18 protein-coding genes are annotated in these 23,749 nt (G+C 70.9%); 5 read left to right on the top strand and 13 right to left on the bottom strand.

Annotated elements, in window-relative coordinates; translation table 11 throughout:
• Nucleotides 1-115 precede the first annotated feature (115 nt).
• The 13 genes from EEY80_RS05960 to EEY80_RS05900 form a co-directional block, all read right to left on the bottom strand.
• The gene (locus EEY80_RS05960; RefSeq protein ID WP_126975667.1) at nt 116-1,516 is read right to left on the bottom strand and encodes a pectate lyase family protein; all 1,401 of its coding nucleotides are present in this window, start codon (nt 1,514-1,516) and stop codon (nt 116-118) included.
• Nucleotides 1,506-2,351 (bottom strand): ATP-binding protein, encoded by an 846-nt coding sequence (locus tag EEY80_RS05955; RefSeq protein ID WP_126975666.1) that lies wholly within the window; start codon nt 2,349-2,351, stop codon nt 1,506-1,508. Before EEY80_RS05955 ends, EEY80_RS05960 begins: the two co-directional genes overlap by 11 nt.
• On the bottom strand, nt 2,348-3,475 hold the full coding sequence (locus EEY80_RS05950) for a glycosyltransferase (protein ID WP_126975665.1): 1,128 nt from the start codon (nt 3,473-3,475) through the stop codon (nt 2,348-2,350). Before EEY80_RS05950 ends, EEY80_RS05955 begins: the two co-directional genes overlap by 4 nt.
• Nucleotides 3,472-4,365: a sulfotransferase family protein gene (locus EEY80_RS05945; protein ID WP_205749038.1), complete on the bottom strand. Its 894-nt coding sequence runs from the start codon at nt 4,363-4,365 to the stop codon at nt 3,472-3,474. Before EEY80_RS05945 ends, EEY80_RS05950 begins: the two co-directional genes overlap by 4 nt.
• Nucleotides 4,358-5,596, bottom strand: a complete 1,239-nt coding sequence (locus tag EEY80_RS05940; protein WP_126975663.1) for a glycosyltransferase family 4 protein — start codon at nt 5,594-5,596, stop codon at nt 4,358-4,360. The genes EEY80_RS05945 and EEY80_RS05940 overlap by 8 nt, the downstream gene beginning before the upstream one ends.
• A gap of 44 nt (nt 5,597-5,640) precedes the next feature.
• The gene (locus tag EEY80_RS05935) at nt 5,641-6,873 is read right to left on the bottom strand and encodes a polysaccharide biosynthesis/export family protein (RefSeq protein WP_205749037.1); all 1,233 of its coding nucleotides are present in this window, start codon (nt 6,871-6,873) and stop codon (nt 5,641-5,643) included.
• Between the two features lie 139 nt (nt 6,874-7,012).
• A complete protein-coding gene (locus tag EEY80_RS05930; protein ID WP_126975661.1) occupies nt 7,013-8,308 on the bottom strand; it encodes an O-antigen ligase family protein in 1,296 nt (431 codons plus the stop codon).
• Nucleotides 8,305-9,627 (bottom strand): lipopolysaccharide biosynthesis protein, encoded by a 1,323-nt coding sequence (locus EEY80_RS05925; RefSeq protein ID WP_126975660.1) that lies wholly within the window; start codon nt 9,625-9,627, stop codon nt 8,305-8,307. Before EEY80_RS05925 ends, EEY80_RS05930 begins: the two co-directional genes overlap by 4 nt.
• Nucleotides 9,628-9,660: 33 nt before the next feature.
• Nucleotides 9,661-11,637: a GumC domain-containing protein gene (locus tag EEY80_RS05920; RefSeq protein WP_126975659.1), complete on the bottom strand. Its 1,977-nt coding sequence runs from the start codon at nt 11,635-11,637 to the stop codon at nt 9,661-9,663.
• A 192-nt stretch (nt 11,638-11,829) separates the two neighbouring features.
• Complete coding sequence (locus tag EEY80_RS05915) at nt 11,830-12,750, bottom strand: ABC transporter permease (protein WP_126975658.1); 921 nt, start codon at nt 12,748-12,750, stop codon at nt 11,830-11,832.
• A gap of 104 nt (nt 12,751-12,854) precedes the next feature.
• A complete protein-coding gene (locus EEY80_RS05910) occupies nt 12,855-14,153 on the bottom strand; it encodes an ABC transporter permease (protein ID WP_126975657.1) in 1,299 nt (432 codons plus the stop codon).
• 85 nt (nt 14,154-14,238) lie between these two features.
• Entirely contained in the window at nt 14,239-15,309 is a 1,071-nt protein-coding gene (locus EEY80_RS05905; RefSeq protein ID WP_126975656.1) for an ABC transporter substrate-binding protein, read from the bottom strand.
• Nucleotides 15,310-15,394: 85 nt separating this feature from the next.
• Nucleotides 15,395-16,510 carry an ABC transporter ATP-binding protein gene (locus EEY80_RS05900; RefSeq protein WP_126975655.1) on the bottom strand — a complete coding sequence of 372 codons (1,116 nt, stop codon included), beginning with the start codon at nt 16,508-16,510 and terminating at the stop codon, nt 15,395-15,397.
• A gap of 560 nt (nt 16,511-17,070) precedes the next feature.
• On the opposite strand from EEY80_RS05900, the gene fabI reads away from it, so the two are divergent.
• Genes fabI through EEY80_RS05875 form a run of 5 tightly spaced genes read left to right on the top strand, consistent with a single transcriptional unit; the run spans nt 17,071 to nt 23,736 of the window.
• Complete coding sequence (fabI, locus tag EEY80_RS05895; protein ID WP_126975654.1) at nt 17,071-17,835, top strand: enoyl-ACP reductase FabI; 765 nt, start codon at nt 17,071-17,073, stop codon at nt 17,833-17,835.
• Nucleotides 17,836-17,844: 9 nt separating this feature from the next.
• Nucleotides 17,845-20,523, top strand: coding sequence for a DUF3141 domain-containing protein (locus EEY80_RS05890; protein WP_235829727.1), 2,679 nt, complete (start codon nt 17,845-17,847; stop codon nt 20,521-20,523).
• Nucleotides 20,523-21,902, top strand: a complete 1,380-nt coding sequence (locus tag EEY80_RS05885) for a bifunctional enoyl-CoA hydratase/phosphate acetyltransferase (RefSeq protein WP_126975653.1) — start codon at nt 20,523-20,525, stop codon at nt 21,900-21,902. Before EEY80_RS05890 ends, EEY80_RS05885 begins: the two co-directional genes overlap by 1 nt.
• The gene (locus EEY80_RS05880; protein WP_126975652.1) at nt 21,899-23,083 is read left to right on the top strand and encodes an acetate/propionate family kinase; all 1,185 of its coding nucleotides are present in this window, start codon (nt 21,899-21,901) and stop codon (nt 23,081-23,083) included. Before EEY80_RS05885 ends, EEY80_RS05880 begins: the two co-directional genes overlap by 4 nt.
• A complete protein-coding gene (locus EEY80_RS05875) occupies nt 23,080-23,736 on the top strand; it encodes a CoA transferase subunit A (protein WP_126975651.1) in 657 nt (218 codons plus the stop codon). The genes EEY80_RS05880 and EEY80_RS05875 overlap by 4 nt, the downstream gene beginning before the upstream one ends.
• Nucleotides 23,737-23,749 lie beyond the last annotated feature (13 nt).

The raw sequence follows: 23,749 nt of genomic DNA, 5'->3' as shown, positions 1-23,749 counted from the left end.
CGCCCCTTCAGTTCTCCGTGATGCGGGCGCGATCCCGCCGGTTGCTTCGCGAAATCTCGCCGGGGGATGGCGGCGGGTGATTCGGCGCCGGCGAGAAGCGGCTCATCCCGGGCCGTCAGTCTGCGGGCAGGTCGCCCGCCGCCTCGGCGAGATAGGCCTCGATCAGCGGCAGGCCGCTTTGCGGATCCGCCGCCTGCACGTCGTCCGCCACCTCCGGCCCGCCCGGGCTGCGCCCGGCCTCCCACCCGTCCTCCAGCCCGTCGCGGTCGCGGTCGGCGCGGGCGGGGACGGGGGGAAGATCGGTCCAGCCCCCGACCTGATCGACGCTGTCGATGACATGGCCCCGGCAGGTCCGCAGGTCGGCGATGACCTGGGCGTCCAGCCGGTCGGGCGCGCGCCTGCCCGCGATCCGGTCGCCCGCGATCCCCGGCACGAGGTCCAGCACGTCGCCCACCGGCCGCATGGCGACCGAGACGGGCGCGCGCGGCGGGTCCAGCACCTCGCCCGTCACCGCCTCGGCCAGGATCGGCAGGGGCGCGGTGTCGCTGCAATGCGGGCGGCGCATCGCAAGGCTGTCCTGCACGCTGAGCGCGACACGGTTCTCCGGCGAGAAATCGAACACCTCGATCGCGGTCGCGGCATTCTGCGTCGTGCTCGGCCCCGCGATGGCAAGGTTGCCGGCATAGATCAGGTCGAGGTTGCCGGTGATGTCGTACAGCTCGGTGAACTGGCTGATCGGGTTGTAGAAGATGTTGTTGACCACCTCGACCGGCCCGATGCCGGTGCCGTTCACATCCGGGTTGCGGTCGCGGTTATGGGCGAAGAGGTTGCCCCACAGCGTGATCCGCCCGCAGTCGTTTTCCAGCCCGTCCCGGGAACAGATCAGCGCGCCCTTGGAATGGCCGCCCTCGGGATGGGTCGAGTGGTTCAGCCCGAAGGCCACGATGCTGCGTTCCAGCGTGATGTCGGCGACGGTCGAGCGGGTGACCTGCAGGCTGAAATTCTCGTCCGTCGCGAACATCAGCGACAGGTTGCCGAAATACAGCCGCGAGCCGTTCTCGATCGACAGCGCATCGACCACGGGCGAGGGCTCCACGCTGGGGCCGGGGCGCAGCTTCAGGAAGCGGATCACGATGTCATGCACGTTGACCAGCACCAGCGGCGCCTGCCCGGACTGGCCGTTGCGCAGCTGGATGCCCGCGCCCGGCGCGGTCTGCCCGGCGATGTAGAGGTTGGACCCGGGCAGGATCGGCCGGTCCAGCGTGATCGTGCCGCTGACGTCGAAGACGCAGATCCGGGGGGTGCCGCCGTTTTCGGCGCAGGCGCGCAGGCTGCCCGAGCCCTCGTCGGCCAGGGTGGTGACGGCCACCACCTCGCCCCCCTGCCAGCCCGTCGCGCTGCGGCCGAAGCCGATGGCCCCGGGGAAGGCCAGCTCGTCCGCGGCGACCGTCGCCAGCCCGGGGCCCGTGGCGCAGAGCGCCGCCAGACCGGCCGCCCACATCCTTCTACAGCGCATCGAGCACCAGCTCCCGGATCTCGGACCCCTTGCCGAAGCCCCGCACCTCGGCCAGCCGCCCGGCATCGGTGCGGCGGAACAGCGTGGCATCGTTGCGCGCCGTCGCCTCGTCGGTGCGGGTGACCAGCAGCAGGCTGCCCGGCCCGCGCAGGTAGCCTGCGAGGTTCCGCACCGCGCCCCGCAGCTGTGCCTCGGGAAAATAGTTGCGGTTCAGGATATTGGCGGCGCGGATCAGGTCGAACCGGCCGGCGAAGGCGCCCCTCGGCTGCAGGATGTCATCCTCTATCAGCTCGATGTCGGGGCAGTCCGCCACCCGGCGCGAGGCCAGCGTCACCCGCCGGCCCTTGCCCTCGGCCACCATCCGGCCCAGCCGGGGCGCGATCATCCGCGCCGCCGCCAGCCGCAGGGGCGCGGTCAGCGTCAGCAGGTCCAGCCGCCGCACCCAGGGCCGGATCGCGCGGCGGCCCAGCTGATATTGCAGCGGCCAGCCGCTGCGGTCGGTCAGCACCGTCAGCCCCGGCGCCAGATCGAACAGCCGCCCTTCGAGGAAGAGGTCGGTGGCGCAGATGCGCGGCGCCAGTCCCGCCGCCGTCAGCGCCTCTTTCAGCTCCAGCGTGCTGGTGCCGGCCGATACCGCCACGTCCAGCACCTCGACCGGGCCGGTCCGCTCGGCCGCGACCAGCGCCGCGATCTCGGCATCCAGTTCGCGGAACCGGTTCTGGCAGGTAGTCTTGAAGGTGGCGTTGCGCATCTTCAGCCAGCCGTAGAACTCGGCTTCGGCCCGGGGCGTGAGCTGGTCCGCCTCGCTGTCGAAATAGGTCCGCGCTCCGATCATCCGCCGTCTCCGCACATGGCGGCCCCGGTCAGGGGCGCGGGGCCCCCCTGACGCAGCAGCCTGTCATACCGTTCCGCGATCATCCCCAGCGAAAAGTCGGCCTCGATCCGCGCGCGGGCGGTGCGGCCCAGTTGCGCGATCTCGGCCGCCGGGCGGGCGGCAAGGTCGCAGATGCCGCCGGCCAGCAGGTCGGGCCGCCGGGGCGGCACCACGACGCCGCTGTCGCCGATGATGGCGGCGGTATCGCCCACCGCCGTCGCCACGACCGGCCGGCCCCAGGCCATCGCCTCGGCCACCACATTCGGAAACCCCTCGGTCCGCGACGACAGCACCAGCGCGTCGATCCCGGCATAGAAACCGTCCATGTCCCGCTGTTCGCCCCGCAGCTCGATCCGGTCGGCGGGCAGGGCGTGGCGGCGCATCATCTCGGCGATGGCGGGGTTCGACGGGTCCAGCCCGTGGCCCGCCGCGACGAAATGCAGGTCGGGCCGGCGCTGCGCCGCCTGCGCGGCGGCGGCGAAGAAGGTGTCGAAATCCTTCTGCGGGTGAAAGCGGGCGGCGATGCCGAAGCGGCGCGCGGGCCGGGGCGGTTCCTGCCGCGGCGGCGGCACCACCACCCCGTTCGGGATCACCATGTCGCGCCCGGCGGCGAAGCCCGCGGCGCGGTGCTGGATCCGCGCGCGGTCCGAGTTGTAGACGATGCAGGCCGCCTGCGGCGACAGCAGCCGCGCCAGCCGGACGGCAAGGCGGGTGCTGCGGCTGAGCGCGGCCGGATCGTCCAGCGCCTGCCGCACGTTCCAGATCACCCGCACCGGCCGGCGCGACAGCCGCGCGGCCAGCGTGCCGATGATCTGGCCGTGATACATCCAGCACATGATCGTGTCGGCCCCGTCCTCGCGGATCAGCCGCGCGAGGCGCAGCGCCGCCCCCGGCATCTGCGCCGCATGCCGCGCCCCCAGATCGACGAAGCGCGCCCGGGGATTGGCGGCGAGGCCGGTGTTGCGATCGGACGATTCAATCAGCGAGACCACTGTCTGCGGCCCCTCCGCCACCGACAGCAGCCGGGCCAGCATCGTTTCCGCCCCGCCGCTGGCGGCGAAGTTGGTGATGACATGCATCGTCATCCCGCCGCCCGCCACGGTCCCGAAGCCGGCCCCTCCGCCGGCCCCTCCGCCGGCCGCATGGCCGCGCCCCCCAGCCAGGCCGTCAGGTCGCGCCCGGTCAACGCGGCCAGCGCGGCGATGTCATCGGCATAGTGGTCGCGCAACCGCGCCGCGAGGTCGGGGGTCAAGGGCGGATAGCTGACGGGCCGCGCCAGCAGCCCGCGCAGGTTGCGCATCCCCGTCGTGTCGCGGAACGGGTCCAGCAGCGGCCGCAACGGGCGCAGCATCCGGCGCAGGGGCAGGGGCACCACCGCCGCGCCGCTGTCCTTGACCTTCTCGATCACCGGCGGTTCCAGCCGTCCGTCGTGGCGGACATGCCGTGCCAGCCGCTCCAGCTGCGTCGCCGGATCGCGGGCGATGTCCTCGTAGAACAGCAGCAGCAGCCGGTCGCGCGGAAAGAGGTCGAGGAAGCGGCGCAGGTGATGGGCATAGCGCCCGTGATCGACGAAACGCCCGTCCGCCGCCAGCCGCGGGTCGAGATGGGCGGCGATGTCCCGCCCGACGCTGCCCCGGCGCAGCAGCATGCAATAGTCGGAATAGGCCCGCGCCACCGGATCGCGCATCTGCACGATCAGCCGCGCCTCGGGCAGGGCCGCGCGGATGCGGGCGGCGGCCTCGGGATGGGTCAGGTAGGAATTGGATTTCTCGCCCAGCACCGCCCCCGGCCGCGCCGCCCCGGGCAGGGACGCGAACTGGTCGCGATACCATCCCGGCCCCCGGTCGAACTGTTCCGAGAAGTAGTGCAGCTCCGGGTCCGGCATGGCGAAGGCCGGGCTGCGCTGCAGCGAGCGTTGCAGCCAGGTCGTGGCGCATTTCGCCGCGCCGATGATCAGGAAGTCGGGATCACGCATAGGCACCTTCCCGTCCGCCGGGTCCCGCGATGCCGGCCGCCGGGCGCAGGCTGTCATAGATCTCCATGATCCGCGTGACATGCGCCTCGGTGCCGAAGGTGCCGATCACCGCCGCGCGCGCCGCCGCGGTCAGCCGCGCGGTCCCGTCCGGGTCCGACAGCAGCCGCAGCACCGGCGCCACGAAGGCCGCGGGGTCGGCCGGATCGACCAGGAAGCCCGTCACCCCGTCCTCGATCGCCTCGGGATTGCCGCCATGCCGCGTCGCCACCACCGGCGTGCCAAGGCACATCGCCTCGATCAGCGTGCGGCCGAAGGGTTCGCCAAGTGCCGTGACCAGCGTCGCGTCGACCCCGGCCATCGCGCGGTCGATGGGCGCGCGAAAGCCCATCAGGTGCAGCCGGTCCGCCAGCCCCAGATCCCGCGCCCGCTGCCGGCAGGCCGCGTCCAGCCCGTCCCCGGCGCGTTCCGGCTGGCCGAAGATCAGCCCGTGCACCGCCCGGCCGGGCAGCGCGTCGCGGATCGCCGCCACCGCCTCGACAAAATGCACCGGGCGCTTGCGGGCGTTCAGCAGCCCGAAATACCCCAGCAGTACCGCATCCGCCGGCGCCCCGATCTCGGCCGCGAGTTCGGCATGGCAGGCGGCGCGGTCGGGCCGGGCGATGCCGGTGTCGAAGGGGCTGCGCACCACCTGCAGCCGGTCGCCGAGCGGGCGCAGCGGGTGCGAGGGGCGCGAGAATTCCGAGACCGAGATGATGCGGTCCGCCAGCAGCGGCGCGATCCGGTTCACCCCGAAGGCGCCGGGATCCTGCCGGTGGTGCCAGACATGGCGGCGCCGGGCCAGCCGCGTCGCCGGCGCCCAGTTGGCATGCATCCGGCCGTCCTGCGTGTGCACGATCCCCGCGCCGCTGGCCCGGATCGTCCGGACCAGCGCCGGCAGGCTGCGCCACAGATAGCCGGCAAGGCCCGTTCCGGTCGCCGTGCCCGTCGCCGTGCCCGTCGCCGTGCTGCCCGCGCCCCCCCGCGCCCCCAGCAGCGGAATGTCCGCCAGCACCTCGACCTCCAGCCCCAGCGACCGCGCATGATCCCCCACCACGCCGTCGCGGAAATGCAGCAGCACCAGCGGCCGATAGCGGGCGCGGTCCAGCCCGGCGGCCAGCTGCATCGCCGAGATATGGCTGCCGCCCAGCACGGTGTCGCCGGCGAACGGGAACAGGACCTTCACTGGCTGCATTCGTGGCCACCCCTTGCTGGCCCAAGGTTTCCGGTCGCGCGGCGTCAGTTCGACACGCCCGTCTTCAGCACGACCTCGACGGTCAAGGTATCGCCCGGCTTCAGCCGGTCGGTCGGGCCAAGCTCCAGCGTCTCGATCTGCCCGCCCGCGGCGCGCGACACCGCATAGCGCGCGACCGGGGCCGGGGCGTCGGCGATGACCGCCCCCGCCGCCAGCGAGGCCTGCGCATAAAGGTCGCGCTGGCCCGCCAGCCGGATCCGCGTGTCGCCCAGTTCGCTGCGCACCGCGGCCAGTTCCTCCAGCCGCTTCGCCCGCGCATCGGCCAGCAGCGAGGCCTGATCCCGCAGCGCGCCGTTCAGCTGCTGTTCGGCGGTCAGCTTGCCCAGTTCCAGCTGCAGCCGCTTGGCCTCGAAATCGTTGACGGTGAACATCACGTCGTTCACCCGCGAATTCACCGTCAGCCCGCGTTCGGCCAGCGACTCGGCGCTTTGCAGGTTCTCTTTCGCCGAGGCGAGTTGCCGGTCGCGCAGGCCGATCTCGGTGGTCATCGTGGTGATCTGCTCGCGCAGCAGCGCCTCGAGATCGGCGAGGCTGGCGCGGCGCTTCAGCAGCGCGGCGCGGTTGGCCTGCAGGATGTCCATCTGCAGCAGCCCGTGGCGGGTGTCGGCCCCGGCAAAGGTGACGGGGCCCGACAGGTTGTCGCCCTCATAGGCGGCGAGTTCCGCCTGAAGCCGCGCCTCGGCCGTCTCCAGTTCCAGGATCCGGCCCTGCATCCGGTCCAGTTCGCTGCGCATCTGCACCAGCCGCTGCGACGCGCCCTGGTCCAGCGTCGCCGCCGGCCGGAACAGCCCACCCGCCACGGCGACGGCCTGTTCCACCGTCATGTCATAGTCGAAGGGATAGCTGCCCGGGTCCGACACCGAACCGCCCACATAGATCGGCTTGTAGGCGGCAATTTCCAGCGAGACCGCGGGTCGCTGCGATAGGCCGATGCGGCGCTGCAGCAGATCGGCGATCTCGTCGGACAGCATCTCGGCCGTCTTGCCGGTCACGGCGACCGGTCCGGCGAGCGGCAGCAGGATGGTGCCGTCGGGGGCCACGCCGAATTCGCCGCTCAACCCCTCCCACGAGGTGAAGTTGCGCGCGACGCTGTTCCATTCGCCGACGCGCAGCACGATCCGCTCGCCGCCCGCAAAGGCATAGGGGTCGGCTGCGGCGGCACCGGCCGCCAGCCAGGCCATGGCAAGGACGGAAAGCAAGGGGCGAAACCAGATCACCGTGAACCCCATTCAAACAAGTCGTCATCTAAAACATGGGCCTAGCGTAACACAGCGCGGCCGAATCGCATTCCAAAAAAGTCAAGCGGGAAAGAATTCAGGAACTTGCACGGGATGTCTGCCCGCCGAAGCGGCGCCGTTAAACCTGCGGTTGCAGCGCGCGCCCGCCCGCCCCGGTGCCCGTACCGATGCCTGCCGTGCTGGCGGCGATGGCAAGGATCCAGGGCACGGCCCAGAACCGGGCATAGAAATGCGGGATGCCGGTCAGGCACAGCGCCACCATCACCACCACGGTCAGGGTCAGCGTCGCCGACCAGCGGCTGTCCGGCTGCCGCATCGCCAGCCAGCCCGCGTGCAGGCCCGCCAGCAGCAGCCCCCCCAGCCCCATCAGCGCCATCAGCCCGCCTTCGGCCAGGACCAGCAGATAGACGTTGTGCACCGGGTTGTTATAGGCGCTGACGGTCCGGTATTCGTCCACCCCCAGCCCGATCAGGATCGTGTCGTTGGCGATCCGCTCGGCCTCGCGCATCAGCAGCAGCCGGCCCTCGAAGGTGCCCGCCTCGGCGATGTCGCCCGATTGCAGCGCCCCCAGCACCCGGCGGACGAAGACATCGGGCAGGAACAGCTCGCCCCACAGGATCGTCACCGCCAGCGCCGCTGCCCCCGACAGCAGCAGGATCAGCCCGATCCGCATCGACCCGCTGAGGAAGGCCAGCGCCAGCGACCCGGCGATGGTCAGCAGCAGCCCGGTGTTGGACCCGGTCAGCAGCAGCCCGTAACCCAGCACCGGCAGCGCGATGGCGAAGGCCCAGACCGGCAGCCAGCGGGTGAAGCGCAGCCACAGCAGGAACACGATCGCCAGCGCCATCAGGCTTGCGCATTCGTTGCTGCGCTCGACCAGCGACCGCAGGCGGCCGTTGCCGGCGATGAAGGGGGTCGGCCCCTCGTGGAAATTCACCAGCCAGGCGCCATGCAGCGCCACCAGCACCATCGACAGCACGAAGACCGCGATCAGCTGCACCACCTCGTCCCGCGGTCGGTTCACCAGCAGCAACGGCACCAGCACCAGCGAGAAGATGTATTGCGCGACCCCCGTCACCCCCGCCACCGGATCGCCGTTGATCATCGAGCCCAGCATCAGCCCGGTGGCGATCATCAGCGTCGCGCCCAGCCACAGCGGCGAGGAGGGGCCGAGCGGTTGCAGGCTGAACCGGCGATTGGCGATCAGCACCGGCAGCGCGATCAGCATGAACCCGTCGGCCAGCGTGAAATAGACCGCGTCGAGCCGCAGGTAATTGACCGGCGAGAACAGGACCGCCAGCGCCACCAGCGCGAATTCCAGCCGTTCCGAGGGCGCGCGCGCGGGCTGCACCGCCCGCACGCCGGGCGGCATCCCCGCCCGGGGCCGCCAGCCGGGGGCGCCCGCGGCGATCATGCGAGGCCCCCTTCCGCGCCCGGGGGGGCCATCCGCCCGCCGCCCGCGCGCAGCCCCGCCCGCAGCACCGCCAGGAAGCCCAGGGCGAGGATGCCGTTGAACAGCACGTGCGCGACCGAGGCGCCGACCGTGCCGAAGACCAGCACCAAGGGCGCGATCGCGGCGAGGAAGACGGCGCTGCCCAGCGTCGTCACCCGCACCAGTTCGCGGTCGCGGCCCATCGACAGCAGCCCCGCATTCAGCACCGAGGCCGACATGTAGATCAGCACCGCGAACATCTGCACGGTGACGATCTGGCTCGCGCCGCGGAACTCGGGCCCGAGCGCCAGCGACAGAAGCTGCGGCATCATCAGCGCGGCCGGAACCAGCGCCACGATGCAGATCCCGGCGATGATGCCGCTGGCCAGCCGGATCACATGCAGGAAGCGGTCGCGCTGGCCCGCCGCCCACAGCCGCGACAGTTCCGGGAAGATCGCCTGGATCAGCGGGCGCGAGAATTTCAGCGACACGTCCGACACCCGCCGCGCGACATGGAACCAGCCGATCTGCACCGGCCCGACCAGCTGCGACAGGATCACGATGTCCAGCCGCTGCGCGGTCTGGCGCAGGATGACGTTGAAGTTGGAGTTCCACAGCAGCCGCAGCAGCCCGGGATTTTCCCGCAGCAGCCCCCGCAGCGGCAGGCGCAGCGCATGGCCATGCCCGCGCCGGGCCAGCTGCCGCCAGCCCAGCACCAGGGGCCCGATGCCGTTGCCCAGGCTTTCGGCCAGCGCGATCAGCACGAAGGCCCAGATCCCGCCCCCCGCCGCCAGCACGGCCAGCGACAGCAGCAGCCGCCCCGTCGCCACCGACACGTCCAGCTTGGCCAGCAGGTCGAACCGGTCATGGATGCGCAGGATGGCGAGCCCGGTGGGGCGGAAACTGGCGAAAAGGCCGATGGCCAGCACCGCCAGATAGGTGCCCCCGCCCTCGGGCAGGGACAAAAGCCCCGCCGCGAATGCCGCCAGCAGCAGCGTCACCGTTCCCGACAGCGCGCTGCCCGCGAGGTCCACCAGCAGCGAGAACTTGACCAGCCGGCGCAGGCGGTCGGCCTCGCCCGCGTCCAGCGCCGCGATCCCGTTCTTGATCACCGCCTGCCACGGTTCCAGCCGGCACAGCCGGTCCACGATCCGCGTCCAGGCCTGCACCAGCGCCAACACCCCCAGCCCGGCGGGGCCGAGCGCATGGGCCGCGATCCCCAGCGACACGATGCCGAGCCCGGCGCCGATCACCTCGGCCGACAGCGACCAGCTGGCGTTCCGGGCGATGCGGCGCAGCATCAGGCGCCCCCTTCGGATCGGGCGGGGCGCGGGTCAGCCATGGTTCTCGACCACGCCGCAGGGATCGGAGCCGTTGCGCCGCAACAGCGCCGCCGCCTCGCGCAGGCGGGCGGTGGGGGTGCCGGCGGTCCGGCAGGCCAGCACCACCGCATCGGCAAGCCCCGCGAGCCGCAGGCAGGCATCGCCTTCCAGCGCCGGCGGCGCGTCGATCACGATCAGGTCCGTTTCCGCGCGCAGCAGGTCGAACAGCCCGGCGGGGTTGCCGGCCTCCGCCAGCGCCGCCGCTCCACCCTCCGCCCCCGCGCGCGGCGCGAACAGTTGCCGGGGCAGCGCCCGGCCCGCCGCCGGCGCCAGCAGCGACAGCCCCCCGGGCGCCGCGTGGTGCCGGATCTCGCGCATCAGCCGCGCCGCCTCGGCCGGGCCGGTGGCAAAGGCGACCGCCGACCGCGACAGCCCCAGCATGTCGGCGGCGCCATGGCCGGGGCTGTCGAGGTCGATGACCAGCGCCCGTTCGCCCTCGGCCGCCGCCGCGGCGGCCAGCGCCAGCGCCAGCGTCGTGCGGCCCTCGCCGCGCCGGGTCGAACCGACCAGCAGCACCAGCGGCGTCTGCCGGCCGCCCTGCCGTTCCACCTGCAGCCGGATCTGCGTCAGGATCGGCCGCGCCGCCTCGCGCAGTGCCAGCGGCACCCCCGCCGCCCCGGCGCCGGGGCGCGCCGCCTGCCGCCGCCCGATCCGGGGCAGGCGGCCGAGCGGCACCAGTCCCGCCGCCTCGGCCACCGGCCGCCCCGCCCAGGCCCGGTCGTCGATCGAGGCGCGGAACATCGCCGCGACGAAGCCGATGGCGAGCGAGCCCACCAGCGCCCCCGCCATCGCCGTGTTGAGGTTCGGGGCCGAGGGCGACAGCGGCACATGCGCGTAGGATACCTGCCGGGCCGAGGGCGCGAGGATCGACAGCTGCGCCAGCAGCGCGTCATAACGGTTGGCGAACAGCCCCTCGCGGGTGCGCAGCGTTTCCAGATAGCGGTCCATCCGCACCCGCCGCAATTCGGCCTGCGACCGGTCGCGCAGCGCCGCGTCGATCCTTGCCCGTTCCGCCTGAAGCCCGGCCTGGACCTCGGCGTCGTCGCCGGCGATGGCGATCTGCGCGGTGACGCGTTCCAGATCGGTCAGCAGGCCCAGCCGGACATCGGGGTTGTCGAGTTCGTTGAAGCGGATCCAGGTGGCGGATTCGAGTTCCGCCTCGGCGAGGTTGGTCCGCAGGCCGGTCAGCCGTTCCTCGAGGAATTCCACCATCTGCCGCAGCCCGCCCTGCTGCACGTCCAGCGACTGCGCGATGAAGGTCTGGGCCAGCGCATTGGCGATGGCGGCGGCGCGTTCGGCGCGGGTATCGGCGACATGGATATCGATGGTCAGCGAGCCGGGGGTGCTGTTCAGCCAGAAGGTCGACAGCAGCTTGGTCACGACCGCCTCCTCGGCCTCGGCCGAGGGCGGGGGGGGCGGGTCTGCGGGCGGGCCGGCAGCGGGGTCGGCGGGCGCATCTGCGGCGGGGTCGGCATCCGCGGGCGGCGGCTGCCAGTCCGGGTTGAAATCCGGGTCCTCGAACAGCCGCAGCGCCTCGGCGACCTTCAGCAGGAAATCGCGCGAGCGCATCACGTCGAGTTCCGTCGCCACCTCGGCATCGGACACGGTGGTCCGGTGCACCTCGGCCGCGCCGGGATCGAGCTGGGTCGCGACCGGGTCCAGCACGATCCGCGCCACCGTCTCGAAGCGCGGCTCCTGCGCGCGGACCGAGAGGTAGGTGATCGTCAGCCCGAGGACGGCGATGGCGAGGATCATCAGCGCATAGCGCCGGATCAGCTGGCCGATGCCGGGAAAGCCGATCCCCGGCTGGGCCTGGCCCGGCTGGACGCCGGCCCGGCCGCCGGGCAGCGGCATCAGCCGGACGGACCCCGGCTCCGCCGCGGCGGCGGCAAGGTCGGAGCGTGGTGGAAACCGGCGTTGTGACTGCACAACACCCTCCGAAACCAATGACCTGTCGCGGGCCGCGACGGCCCGGGATCAACGAAAATATGGCCTGACTATACGGTTCAATTTTCATATTCCCTAACGGAAATTCGCGGGCGTGCCGCGCTGCACGTCAGGGGGTATCGCCGCCGGGGGCGCTCAGCCGAGGGGAGAGCGGAGACTCTCTGGCAAAGGCGCTTACGCCGGGGTGACGCCGCGCAGCCGTTCGCCCCGGCGGCGCAGGATCTCGATCGTGGCCAGCAGCAGGACCGACACCACCACCAGGATCGTCGCCACCGACAGGATCGCCGGGCTGATCTGTTCGCGGATGCCGTTCCACATCTGCCGCGGGATCGTCTGTTCGTCGGGCGCGGCGATGAACATCACCACCACCACCTCGTCGAAGGAGGTGACGAAGGCGAAGAGCGCGCCCGACACCATGCCGGGCAGGATCAGCGGCAGGGTGATCTTGCGGAAGATCGTCGCCGGTGCCGCCCCCAGCGAGGCGGCGGCCCGGGTCAGCGAATGGTCGAATCCCACCAGCGTGGCGGTGACGGTGATGATGACGAAGGGAATGCCCAGCGTCGCATGGGCGAGGATCACGCCCAGATAGGGCACGCCCCAGTTGCGGATGCCGATCGAGGAGTAGAAGAAGAACAGCCCCGTCGCGGTGATGATGATCGGCACGATCATCGGCGAGATCAGGATCGCCATGATCGAGCGGCGGAACGGCATCTCGGGCCGGCTGAGGCCGAGCGCCGCCAGCGTGCCGAGTGCGGTGGCGAGAAGGGTCGAGAAGAAGCCGATCACCACCGAGTTCTTCGCCACCTGCACCCAGGTCGCGTTGCGCCAGACATCGCCCCACCAGCCGCCGTCGCGCGCCGCGTCCGGTGCCTGCATCCCGAAGGTCAGCAGCAGGTCGTACCAGCGCAGCGAATAGCCGGTGGGATCCAGCGACAGCATCTTTTCGGTGAAGGTGAAATAGGGCTCGGCGTTGAAGCTGAGCGGGATCACGATCAGGATCGGCGCGATCAGGAACAGGAAGATCAGCGCGCAGAGGACGCGATAGGTCCAGTGCCAGACGCGTTCCAGCGGCGAGGCGTAGATCGGTAGGGCCATTCGTCGTCTCCCTTGGCCGGCGGCCGGGGGCGCTGCCCCCGGACCCCCGGGATATTTCGGTCAGCTGCAGGGGGGCGGCGGGCCGCGCGCGCCCCGGCAGAACCTTAGCCCAGCTTCATGTTGTCGATGCCGATCAGCCGGTCGTAGAGCCAGTAGAGCATCAGCACGATGGCCAGCAGGATCGCCGCCAGCGCCGCGGCCATCGACCAGTTCAGGCTGTCCTGCATGTGATAGGCGATGAGGTTGGAAATCAGCTGCCCGCTGGCGCCGCCGACCAGCGCGGGGGTGATGTAGTAGCCCACCGCGAGGATGAAGACGAGCAGCGAGCCCGCCCCGATCCCCGGCAGGGTCTGCGGCAGGTAGACCCTGCGGAAGGCGGTCCAGCTGGTGGCGCCCAGGCTGCGGGCGGCGCGGACATAGCTGGGATTGATCGGCCGCATCACCGAATAGAGCGGCAGGATCATGAAGGGCAGCAGGATATGCACCATGGCGATGATCGTGCCGGCCTGGTTGTACATCATCCGGATGCGGCTGCCGTCGTCGATGACGCCGCCCGCCACCAGCATGTTGTTGATGACGCCCTGTTCCTGCAGCAGCACCATCCAGCTGGTCGTGCGCACCAGCAGCGAGGTCCAGAACGGCAGCAGCACGAGGATCATCAGCAGGTTCGACCGCGCCAGCGGCAGCACCGCCAGCAGATGCGCCACCGGAAAGCCCAGCATCAGGCAGATGCCAGTGATCAGCGCCGACAGCGCGAGCGTCTTGACGAAGAGCCGGACATAGACGCGGCGGTTTTCCTCGACCCGGGCGATGGCGCCGGTCTCGTCGCGGGTCAGGTCCAGCGCGGCGAGGTAGAAGCTGGCGGTATAGGCCGTGGAGGCGCCGCGCATCACCTGCCACAGCCGCGGGTCGCCCCAGTCCTCGTCTAGGGCGAGCACCGACTCGCGATAGGGCGGCTGCAGGTCGTCGGCATTGCGGGCCGAGGAGGTGAAGAGCGAGCGGGTGCCGGAGATTTCATAGTTGATCCGCGTGCCGACCTCGCCCGCCGTCTTGTCGGCGCGGGCCTTCTGCAGGTCGGCGGCCAGCGCCGCGAAGGCGGCCTCGTCGGGTTCGGTCCCGGCCGGATGGTCGGCGAACCAGATGGCGAGGTTCGGCATGTTGCGGGCGAAGGCGTCGTTGTGCACCGACCGGTACAGCATCTGCCCGATCGGCACCACGAAGGTGATCAGCACGAACAGCAGCAGCGGCGCCACCAGCAGCAGCGCCCGTCGTCGAGACCGCGCCTGCGCCCGCGCCAGCGCCCGGGCCAGCGGCTGGCCGTCGGCCGTGGTCAGACGGCCGGCGGCGGGGTCGGAACTGCCGGCGGTCGGGCCGGGGGCGATGTCAGCGGTGATGTCGGCCATCTGGTCCTGCCGTTCGGGTCGCGAAGAGGGGGCGCCGCCCGCCCGTCCGTTGCGGGGCAGGGGCGGGCGGCGCCGGTGGCGCGGATCAGCCGGCGAGCCAGGCGTTGAAGCGCTCGTTCAGCTCCGAATCCCGGTCCACCCAGAATTCGTAGGAGGAGGGCAGGGCATTGGTCAGGTTCTCGGCCGAGGTGGGCATATGCGGCGCCATCTCGGTCTTGCCGTCCTCGTAGAGGCCGACGAGCGGGCCCGAGGATTTGCGCGCCGGACCGTAGCTGATCCACTTGGCCTGATCGGCCAGACGCTGGGTGTCGGTCGCGAATTTCACGTATTCCAGCGCCTCGTCGAGGTTCGGCGCGCCCTTCGGGATCACGAACAGGTCGTATTCATAGACCTGACCGTCCCAGACCACCTCGAAGGGTTTGCTCTCGGCCACGGCGGCGGCGAAGATCCGGCCGTTATAGGCGGTGGTCATCGCCACCTCGCCATCGGCCAGCAGCTGCGGCGGCTGCGCGCCGGCCTCCCACCAGACCACGTCGTTCTTGATCGTGTCGAGCTTGGCGAAGGCGCGGTCGATGCCCTCGTCGGTTTCCAGCATCGCATAGACCTCGTCCGCCGGCACGCCATCGGCCATCAGCGCCATCTCGAGGTTGACCTTCGCGCCCTTGCGCATGCCGCGCTTGCCGGGGAATTTCTCGGTGTCGAAGAAATCCGCGATGGTGGCGGGCGGCGCGTCGGGGAATTTCGATGCGTCATAGGCGAAGACCGTCGAGAACACGATCGAGGCCACGGCACAGTCGGTCAGCGCGCCCGGCAGGAAATCCTCGGTCGCGGGGGTGCCGTCGGGCGCGGCGGGCAGGATCGCGGGGTCGATCTCTTCCAGCAGACCCTCGTCGCACAGCCGGATCGCATCGGCATATTCCACATCGGCCACGTCGACGGTGACGTTGCCGGCCTCGACCTGCGCCTTGATCGGCGTGGCGGGGTTGTCGGCGGCGGTCATGTTGATGGCGATGCCCGTCTCGGCGGTGAAGGGTTTGTTATAGGCCTCGACCTGGCTCTTCTCGTAGGCGCCGCCCCAGGACAGGACGGTGATATCCGCCTGCGCGGTGGCCGCCAGCCCGGTCAGGGCGGTGGACAGGATGAGAAGTTTCTTCATTGGATCACTCCCGGTTGGATCTGTCGTCTTGAGTCCGCGTTTTTTCCGCGGTTGTCCGTCGCGCCTGCCCCTGGGGCCGCGCCTGTTACAGCGGGTCCAGCGCCCGCGCGTCCTGCGGGTGCCAGCCGATGCGCACATGCTGGCCCGGCACCAGCCGGGTCTGGCCCAGCGTGTTGCGGCATTTCATCACGAAATCGTCGCTGCCGGCCACCTTGAGCCGGGTGCGGAAGATGTCGCCCATGTAGATGACCTCGACCACCTCGGCATCGAGCGTATGGGCGCCCGCGGGCATCATCTCGGGCTTGAACTCCACCCGTTCCGGGCGGATCGAGACCAGCGTCTGCTGGCCCTTGCTGCGGATGTTGACGGGCGTCGCGTCGATGACCTCGCCCGAGGCCAGCCGCACCACCGCGCGATCCTCGCCGAATTCCTCGACGGTGCCGGGCAGCTTGTTGTTCTCGCCGATGAACTGGGCGACGAAGCTGTTCTTCGGCCGCTCGTACAGCTCGGCCGGCGGTGCCAGCTGCTGGATGCGGCCGTCGTTGAACACCGCCACCCGGTCCGACATGGTCAGCGCCTCGCCCTGGTCATGGGTGACATAGACCACGGTGATGCCCAGCTGGTCGTGCAGGCGCTTGATCTCGAACTGCATGTGTTCGCGCAGCTGCTTGTCCAGCGCGCCCAGCGGTTCGTCCATCAGTACCAGTTCCGGGTCGAAGACCAGCGCCCGGGCCAGCGCGATCCGCTGCTGCTGGCCGCCCGACAGCTGGCTGGGGCGGCGGCTGGCGAAGCGGCCCATCTGCACCATGTCGAGCGCGCGCAGGATCTTGGCCTCGCGCTCGGCCTTGCCGAGGCCGCGCACCTCCAGCGGGAAGGCCAGGTTTTCGGCCACCGACATGTGGGGGAACAGCGCGTAGTTCTGGAACACCATGCCGATGCCGCGCTTGTGGGGGGGCACCGAGTTGATCGGCCGCCCGCCCAGCCGGATCTCGCCATGCGTCGCCGTCTCGAACCCCGCGAGCATCATCAGGCAGGTGGTCTTGCCCGAACCCGAGGGGCCGAGCATCGTCAGGAACTCGCCCTTGCCGATCTGCAGGTTCAGATCCTTCACGACGAGCGTCTCGCCGTCATAGCTTTTCTGCACCCTGTCGAATTCGACAAAGGCGCCGTCAGCGGATGCTGCGGCCGGTTGTGCGGTCAAATCGGGGCTCCCCTGGTTCTTTTGTCGTTGGTCCCGTTGTCCTGACGAAAGCAAATCGCCCCCGGCATTTCAACAGATGCTTTCGGATGCGGCGCCGGGGCGGCCGGCGTCGCTTTCGCGGGCGGGGCGGCGCGCCGGGAAACGGCAATCGCGGCGCGCAAAGCGACCTTGGCGCCGCCGCCGGGGCCGCGGTGCGGGGCAGGGGCCGCAAGGCCGCTTTCCCCCGGCGCATAAACGTTCACCGCCCTGCGCCGGCCCGCGCCTGTCCGCTGGGCTGCGGGGGAACCGCGATTCCCGCGCCGGTGCGGCGATTCGGCGGCCGAAGGAGTGCGCCGCGGCGAATCGAGCCGCGAATCGTGCCCGTCCGGGTGGCGCGTGGCGGGCGCGGCATGCCGCAGATGCGAAATGGTCCGCCGAAGGCCGGCTCTGCCGGGCGACTGACACAAGAACACAACAATCGGTGGCGCAGAATGGACGGGAATGGCAGGCCACGGGTCGCCGGGCGGCGGAGTGGCCGGGTCGGTTGCGGCCTCGACGGTCGCGGATGGTGCGGGGGTAGGATGTTCTCGTTGCAGGGGCAAAAGGCGCTGGTGGTCGGCATCGCCAACGACCAGTCGATCGCCTGGGGGATCGCGCGGGCCTTGCGCGCCCAGGGGGCGGATCTGGCGGTCACATGGCTGAACGCCCGGGCCGAGCCACATGTGCGTCCGCTGGCCGAGCAGCTGGGGGCAGAGATCGCGCTGCCGCTGGACGTCTCGCAGCCGGGCGCGACCGAGGCCGTGTTCGACGAGATCGCCAGCCGCTGGGGCCGGCTCGACACGCTGGTCCATTCCATCGCCTTCGCGCCGAAGGCCGACCTGCATGGCCGGGTTGTCGATTGTTCGGCCGAGGGCTTCGCGCAGGCGATGGACATCTCGGTCCATTCCTTCCTGCGGATGATCCGGCTGGCCGAGCCGCTGATGCCGCAGGGCGGCTGCTGCCTGTCGGTCAGCTTCTTCGGCTCGTCGCGGGTCGTGCGCCACTACAACATCATGGGTCCGGTGAAGGCGGCGCTGGAAAGCGCCGTGCGCTATGCCGCCGCCGAACTGGGCGAGGCGGGGATCCGCGTCCATGCGCTGTCGCCGGGGCCGCTGGCCACCCGCGCCGCCAGCGGCATCGACCATTTCGACGAGCTGCTGGCGGCGGCGACCGACCGCGCCCCCACCCACCAGCTTGCCACGATCGAGGATGTTGGCGCGATGGCCGCCTTCCTCGCCGCGCCCGAGGCGCGCAACCTGACCGGCGGTGTGCACGACATCGACGGCGGCTTTTCCATCACTGCCTGAGGTATCGCCATGGCCAATGTCTTCGAACTCTTCGACCCCGCGGCCCAGCCTTCGGTGCCCCGGCCCGAGGCGGACCTGCTGGACGGTCTGCGCCGGGTGATGCAGGCGGCGGAGGCGGAACTCGAGGCCGGCGCCGCCACCTCGGGCATCCTGACCACCGCCGCCTCGCGCCATGCGCAGCGCATCACCGAGGTGCATTCGCAGCGCGCGCACGAGGTCGTCGAACGGGCCGAGGCGCTGGTCGCGGCGCTGCGCCGGGTGCAGGGCGAGGGCGGGCTGCCGCAGGCCTGGTCCGAATACCTGCGCGACGCCGCCGAACGCATGGTGCTGGCCACCGACGTGCTGCGCAAGCGCGGCGACATCTTCCTGGAACACGAGGCCGCGGGCTGCCCGCCGGTGCTGGTCTACGACTACGAGGTGGTGATGGACGGGCGCGACCTGCCCTTCCCGTCGAACTATGTGCTGCTGCGCATCCTGCCGCCCGAAGGCGTGACCATCGACGACACGCGCCGCCCCTATATCATCATCGACCCGCGCGCCGGCCACGGGCCCGGCATCGGCGGCTTCAAGACCGACAGCCAGGTGGGCGTGGCGCTGCGCGAGGGCCATCAGGTCTATTTCGTCTCGTTCCGCCGCGAACCGGAACCCGGGCAGTTCCTGTCCTATGTCACCCGGGCCGAGGCCGCCTTCGTGCGCGAGGTGATGCGCCGCCATCCGCAGGCCTCGCGGCCGGTGGTCATCGGCAACTGCCAGGGCGGATGGGCGACGCTGCTCCTCGCCGCGACCAACCCGGACCTGACCGGGCCGGTCGTCGTCAACGGCGCCCCGGTCGCGCCCTGGTCGGGCAAGGTCGGCGAAAACCCGATGCGCTACAATGCGGGCGTGCTCGGCGGGACCTGGATCCCGATGTTCCTGTCGGATCTCGGCGGCGGCATCTTCGACGGCGCGCATCTGGTGCAGAACTTCGAGCTGCTGAACCCCGGCCGGACCCTGTTCCGCAAATACACCGACCTCTTCCGCGATGTGGACAAGGGCGACGCCACCTTCCTCGAGTTCGAGAAATGGTGGGGCGGCTTCTTCCTGCTGACCGAGGCCGAGATCCGCTGGATCGTCGAACAGCTCTTCGTCGGCAACCGGCTGGTGAAGAACGAGGCCCGGATCGAGCCGGGCCGCCCGGTGGACCTGAAGACGATCCGCGCGCCGATCATCGTCTTCGCCAGCCACGGCGACAACATCACCCCGCCGCAGCAGGCGCTGAACTGGATCGCGGAAACCTATGCCGATGTGAACGAGATCCGCATCCGCGGCCAGCGCATCGTCTACATGGTGCACGAACAGGTCGGCCACCTCGGCATCTTCGTGTCCTCGCAGATCGCCAACAAGGAACATTCCGAGGTCGCCTCGACCCTGAAGACGATCGAGGCGCTGGCCCCGGGCCTGTACGAGATGCGGATCGAGGACATCACCGAAAAGGACGGCCGCAAGCATTTCACCGTGGGCTTCGCAGAACGGACGCTGGCCGATCTGGCCCTGCTGGACGACGGGCATCATGACGAACGGCCCTTCGCCGCGGTGGCCCGCGCCGCCGAGGTGCAGGCGCAGATGTATGACGCGATGGTGCGCCCCTTCATCCGTGCCGCCGTCACCAACACCGCCGCCGAGATGTCGCGCGCGCTGCATCCGCAACGGCTGAGCCGGGCGCTGATGTCCTCGCGCAACCCGGCGATGAAGACCGTCGAGACGGCGGCGGCCACCCTGCGCGAGAACCGCGCCAGGGCCGCGGCCGACAATCCCTTCCTCGCGGCCGAGGCGCTGTGGGTGCAGGCGACGGAACAGGTCATCGACTTCTGGCGCGACAGCCGCGACATGAGCTACGAGCTGATCTTCCATTCGGTCTGGGGCACGCCCTGGGCCCGCGCCTTCGGCCGCACGCATGAGGCGCGGCGCACGCTGAAGAGCCTGGGCGAGCTGCGCGGCCTGCCCGAGGTGGCGCAGGCGCTGTTCGCCATCGAACAGGGCGGCTTCCCCGAGGCGGTGATCCGGATGCTGGTGCTGCTGGCCGAAAACCGCGGGCAGGTGCGGCGCGACCGGCTGGAACGGTCCAGCCGGGTGCTGACCCAGGACGAACCCTTCCGCTCGCTCGGGGCGGAACGGCGGGCGATGATCATCCACCAGCAGACGCTGATCGCCACCTATGAACCCGACCGCGCGATCGAGACGCTGCCCGCCCTGCTGCCCGACCCGGCGGACCGCGAACTGGCGCTGCAGGTGGTGCAATACATCCCCGGCGAGATCGAGGAGATGTCGCCCCGGACGCTGGCCATGCTGCAGCGCTTCCGCGAGGTGCTGGGCCTGCCGCCGCTGACCGCCGACGTGACCGACGACCCGCTGCACGGCACCGAGGCGCCCGCCGCCGCGGACCGGCCTGCGACGACCGGCGCCGTTGCGCCCGCGCCCGGGACGGCCGAGACTGCGTCCGGACCGTCGGACCCCGCGACCGAACCCGCGCCCCTGCCGGAAACCGCCCCCGAAATGGCGGTTCCGGCACCGGCCGGGGCGGGCGATGATGTCCCGAACGGCGACGTCCCGAACGGCGAGGTCCTGAACGGCGGCGCGAACGGCACCAACGGCAAGGGGCGGGGCACTGCGCGCCGCCGCCCCGCCCCCCCGGCAGAGGGTCAGAACTGATGCGGCTGGTGAACCGGACCTATGACGAGCTGCAGCCCGGCGACCATGCCGAGCTGCACCGGCTGGTCACGCCCGACGACCTGTACATCTTCGCGGCCTCCTCGGGGAACTACAACCCGATGCACCTGCCCGACAGCGACGTGGACGGCGACGGCCGGCCGGAACGCATCGCGCCCGGCATGTTCGTGGCCTCGCTGATCTCGGCGGTGCTGGGGACGCAGCTGCCGGGGGCGGGGACGCTCTATCGCCGGCAGGTGCTGGATTTCCACGACCGCGCCCATGCGGGCGAGGAACTCGTCTGCCGGGTCGAGGTGACGGAACGGCTGGCCGATGGCGTGGTGCGGCTCGCCACCTCGGTCCACCGGGTCGCCGACGGCGCGGCCATCGTCACCGGCGAGGCCGAGGTTCTGGCTCCGACCGTGAAGTTCGATCGCAGCGATATCGAGGTGCCGGGGCTGGTGGTGCAGCGCCACCGCCATTTCGAGGCGCTGCTGGACCGCGCCCGCCCGCTGCCGGCGCTGCCCACCGCGGTGGTCTGCCCCGACGATCCCAATTCGCTGGGCGGCGCGATGCTGGCCGCGCGCGAGGGCATCATCACCCCGATCCTGATCGGCCGGGAAGAGGCGATCCGCGCCGCGGCCGCCGCCGAGGCGCTGGACCTTGCCGGGATCGAGGTGATCGACATCGCGGGCGATGCGGCGGCGGCGGCACGGGCCTGCGCGCTGGTGCATGAGGGCCGGGCGGCGGCGGTGATGAAGGGGCACCTGCATACCGACGACCTGCTGAAGCCGATGCTGGACAAGGCCGCCGGCCTGCGGGTCGGGCGGCGCTTCACCCATGTCTTCGTCATGGACGTGCCGGGCCAGCCGGAACCGATCCTCGTCACCGACGCGGCGATCAACATCGCCCCCGACCTCGCCACCAAGGTGGACATCTGCCAGAACGCCATCGACCTGGCGCTGTCGCTGGACATGGAGCCGCGCGTGGGCGTGCTGTCGGCGGTGGAGACGGTCAATCCCGCCATCCAGTCCTCGATCGACGCGGCGCTGTTGTCGAAGATGGCCGATCGCGGCCAGATCCGCGGCGGGCTGGTCGAGGGCCCGCTGGCGATGGACAATGCCGTGGACCTGGCCGCCGCGCGGACCAAGGGGCTGAAGGGCGGCGTCGCGGGCCGCGCCAATATCCTGGTGGTGCCGGGGCTCGACGCGGGCAACATGCTGGCCAAGCAGCTGGCCTTCATCAGCCATGCCGAAGGGGCGGGGCTGGTGCTGGGGGCGCGGGTGCCGGTGATCCTCAACTCGCGGTCGGACAGCCCGATGTCGCGGCTCGCCTCCTGCGCGGTGGCGGCGCTGCATCATGCGAAGGGGCAGGGGAAATGACGCAAGGCATCCTGACGCTGAACGCGGGGTCGTCCTCGCTGAAGGTGGCGCTGTTTCCGGGCCGGGGCGACCGGCCCATGGCCTCGGCGCTGGCCGACCGGATCGGACCCGAGGGCACGCTGCGGCTGAAGGGTGCCTTCGGCCAGCCGCTGGAGGCCGCGCCGGGCGACCTGACCAGCCATGCCGGCGCCATGCGCATGGTGCTGGACAGTTTCCGGCTGGAATTCCCCGATCTCGACATCCTCGCCGCCGGGCACCGGGTGGTGCACGGGGGCGACGCCTTCGACGCGCCGGTGACCGTCACCCCCGAGGTGATGGAGACGCTGGCCCGGCTGCAACCCTTCGCGCCGCTGCACCAGCCCCACAACCTCGCCGGCATCCGCGCGGCAATGGAGGCCTTCCCCGGCGTGGCGCAGGTGGCCTGTTTCGACACCGCCTTCCACCGCAGCCACCCCTGGGTCAACGATACCTTCGCGCTGCCCCGCGCGCTCTATGACGCGGGCGTGCGGCGCTATGGCTTCCACGGGCTCAGCTACGACTATGTCACCGGCACGCTGGGGGATCTGGCCCCGCATCTGGCCGAGGGGCGGGTGGTCATCGCCCATCTGGGCAACGGCGCCTCGATGTGTGCGGTGCAGGGCGGCCGCTCCGTCGCCTCGACCATGGGCTTTTCGGCGCTGGACGGGCTGCCGATGGGCACGCGCTGCGGGCAGGTGGACCCGGGCGTGCTGCTGTACCTCATGGACCAGCGGGGGATGAGCGCGGCCGAGATTTCCGACCTGCTCTACCGCCAGTCGGGCCTGCTGGGCCTGTCGGGCCTGTCGAACGACATGCGCACGCTCGAGGCGGCGGCCACGCCCGAGGCGGCGCAGGCCATCGACTATTTCGTCTTCCGCTGCCAGCGCGAGGTCGGCGGGCTGGCCGCCGCGATGGGCGGCATCGACGCGCTGGTCTTCTGCGGCGGCATCGGCGAGAATTCGCGGCTGATCCGGGCCCGCATCTGCGAAAGGCTGGGCTGGATGGGGATCGAGATCGACCATGCCCGCAACACCGAAAACGCGCTGGTCATCTCGTCCGAACTGGCGCGGACCACGGTGATGGTGGTGCCCACCGACGAGGAACTGGTGATCGCGCGCGCGGCCCGTGCCGCGGCCGGCCTGACGGAAAGGGATGCGGCATGAAGGGCGTGCTGAGGCCGGAGGCGGCGGCCGAGCTGATCCCTGACGGGGCGAGCCTGATGATCGGCGGCTTCATGGCCGTGGGCACGCCGGAACGGATGATCGACGCGCTGGTGGCCCGCGCGCCCCGGGGGCTGACGATCATCGCCAACGACACCGCCATGCCCGGCAAGGGCATCGGCAAGCTGGTCTCGGCCGGGCTGGTGGCGCGGGTCGTCACCTCGCATATCGGGCTGAACCCGGAAACCCAGGCGAAGATGATCGCGGGCGAGATCGCGGTGGAACTGGTGCCGCAGGGCACGCTGGTCGAACGCATCCGCGCCGGCGGCATGGGGCTGGGCGGGGTGCTGACGCCCACGGGCCTGTCCACCGAGGTCGAGGAGGGCAAGCAGGTCGTCGAGGTGGACGGCAAGCCCTTCCTGCTGGAAAAGCCGCTGACGGCGGATTTCGCCCTGCTGGCGGCCTGGCAGGCGGATTACGTGGGCAATCTCAGCTATCTGCTGACCGCCCACAACTTCAACCCGGTGATGGCGCTGGCGGGGCGGACGGTGATCGCCGAGCCCGAGGCGATCGTGCCGGTGGGGGTGATCGCCCCCGATGCGGTGAAGACGCCGGGGGTGCTGGTCGATCATCTGCTGATCCGTGCCGGCTGCTGAGGAGGGGGCGAGG

This window comes from Frigidibacter oleivorans (genome assembly GCF_003993775.1).
GTDB lineage: Bacteria > Pseudomonadota > Alphaproteobacteria > Rhodobacterales > Rhodobacteraceae > Frigidibacter > Frigidibacter oleivorans.
This window is presented reverse-complemented; position numbering and strand designations above follow the sequence as displayed.

Bases quoted from the DNA above. Each gene is read 5' to 3' on its own strand.
- EEY80_RS05960 (WP_126975667.1), bottom strand. From the start codon at position 1,516: ATGCGCTGTAGAAGGATGTGGGCGGCCGGTCTGGCGGCGCTCTGCGCC.
- EEY80_RS05955 (WP_126975666.1), bottom strand. From the start codon at position 2,351: ATGATCGGAGCGCGGACCTATTTCGACAGCGAGGCGGACCAGCTCACG.
- EEY80_RS05950 (WP_126975665.1), bottom strand. From the start codon at position 3,475: ATGACGATGCATGTCATCACCAACTTCGCCGCCAGCGGCGGGGCGGAA.
- EEY80_RS05945 (WP_205749038.1), bottom strand. From the start codon at position 4,365: ATGCGTGATCCCGACTTCCTGATCATCGGCGCGGCGAAATGCGCCACG.
- EEY80_RS05940 (WP_126975663.1), bottom strand. From the start codon at position 5,596: ATGCAGCCAGTGAAGGTCCTGTTCCCGTTCGCCGGCGACACCGTGCTG.
- EEY80_RS05930 (WP_126975661.1), bottom strand. From the start codon at position 8,308: ATGATCGCCGCGGGCGCCCCCGGCTGGCGGCCCCGGGCGGGGATGCCG.
- EEY80_RS05925 (WP_126975660.1), bottom strand. From the start codon at position 9,627: ATGCTGCGCCGCATCGCCCGGAACGCCAGCTGGTCGCTGTCGGCCGAG.
- EEY80_RS05915 (WP_126975658.1), bottom strand. From the start codon at position 12,750: ATGGCCCTACCGATCTACGCCTCGCCGCTGGAACGCGTCTGGCACTGG.
- EEY80_RS05910 (WP_126975657.1), bottom strand. From the start codon at position 14,153: ATGGCCGACATCACCGCTGACATCGCCCCCGGCCCGACCGCCGGCAGT.
- EEY80_RS05905 (WP_126975656.1), bottom strand. From the start codon at position 15,309: ATGAAGAAACTTCTCATCCTGTCCACCGCCCTGACCGGGCTGGCGGCC.
- fabI (WP_126975654.1), top strand. From the start codon at position 17,071: ATGTTCTCGTTGCAGGGGCAAAAGGCGCTGGTGGTCGGCATCGCCAAC.
- EEY80_RS05890 (WP_235829727.1), top strand. From the start codon at position 17,845: ATGGCCAATGTCTTCGAACTCTTCGACCCCGCGGCCCAGCCTTCGGTG.
- EEY80_RS05885 (WP_126975653.1), top strand. From the start codon at position 20,523: ATGCGGCTGGTGAACCGGACCTATGACGAGCTGCAGCCCGGCGACCAT.
- EEY80_RS05880 (WP_126975652.1), top strand. From the start codon at position 21,899: ATGACGCAAGGCATCCTGACGCTGAACGCGGGGTCGTCCTCGCTGAAG.
- EEY80_RS05875 (WP_126975651.1), top strand. From the start codon at position 23,080: ATGAAGGGCGTGCTGAGGCCGGAGGCGGCGGCCGAGCTGATCCCTGAC.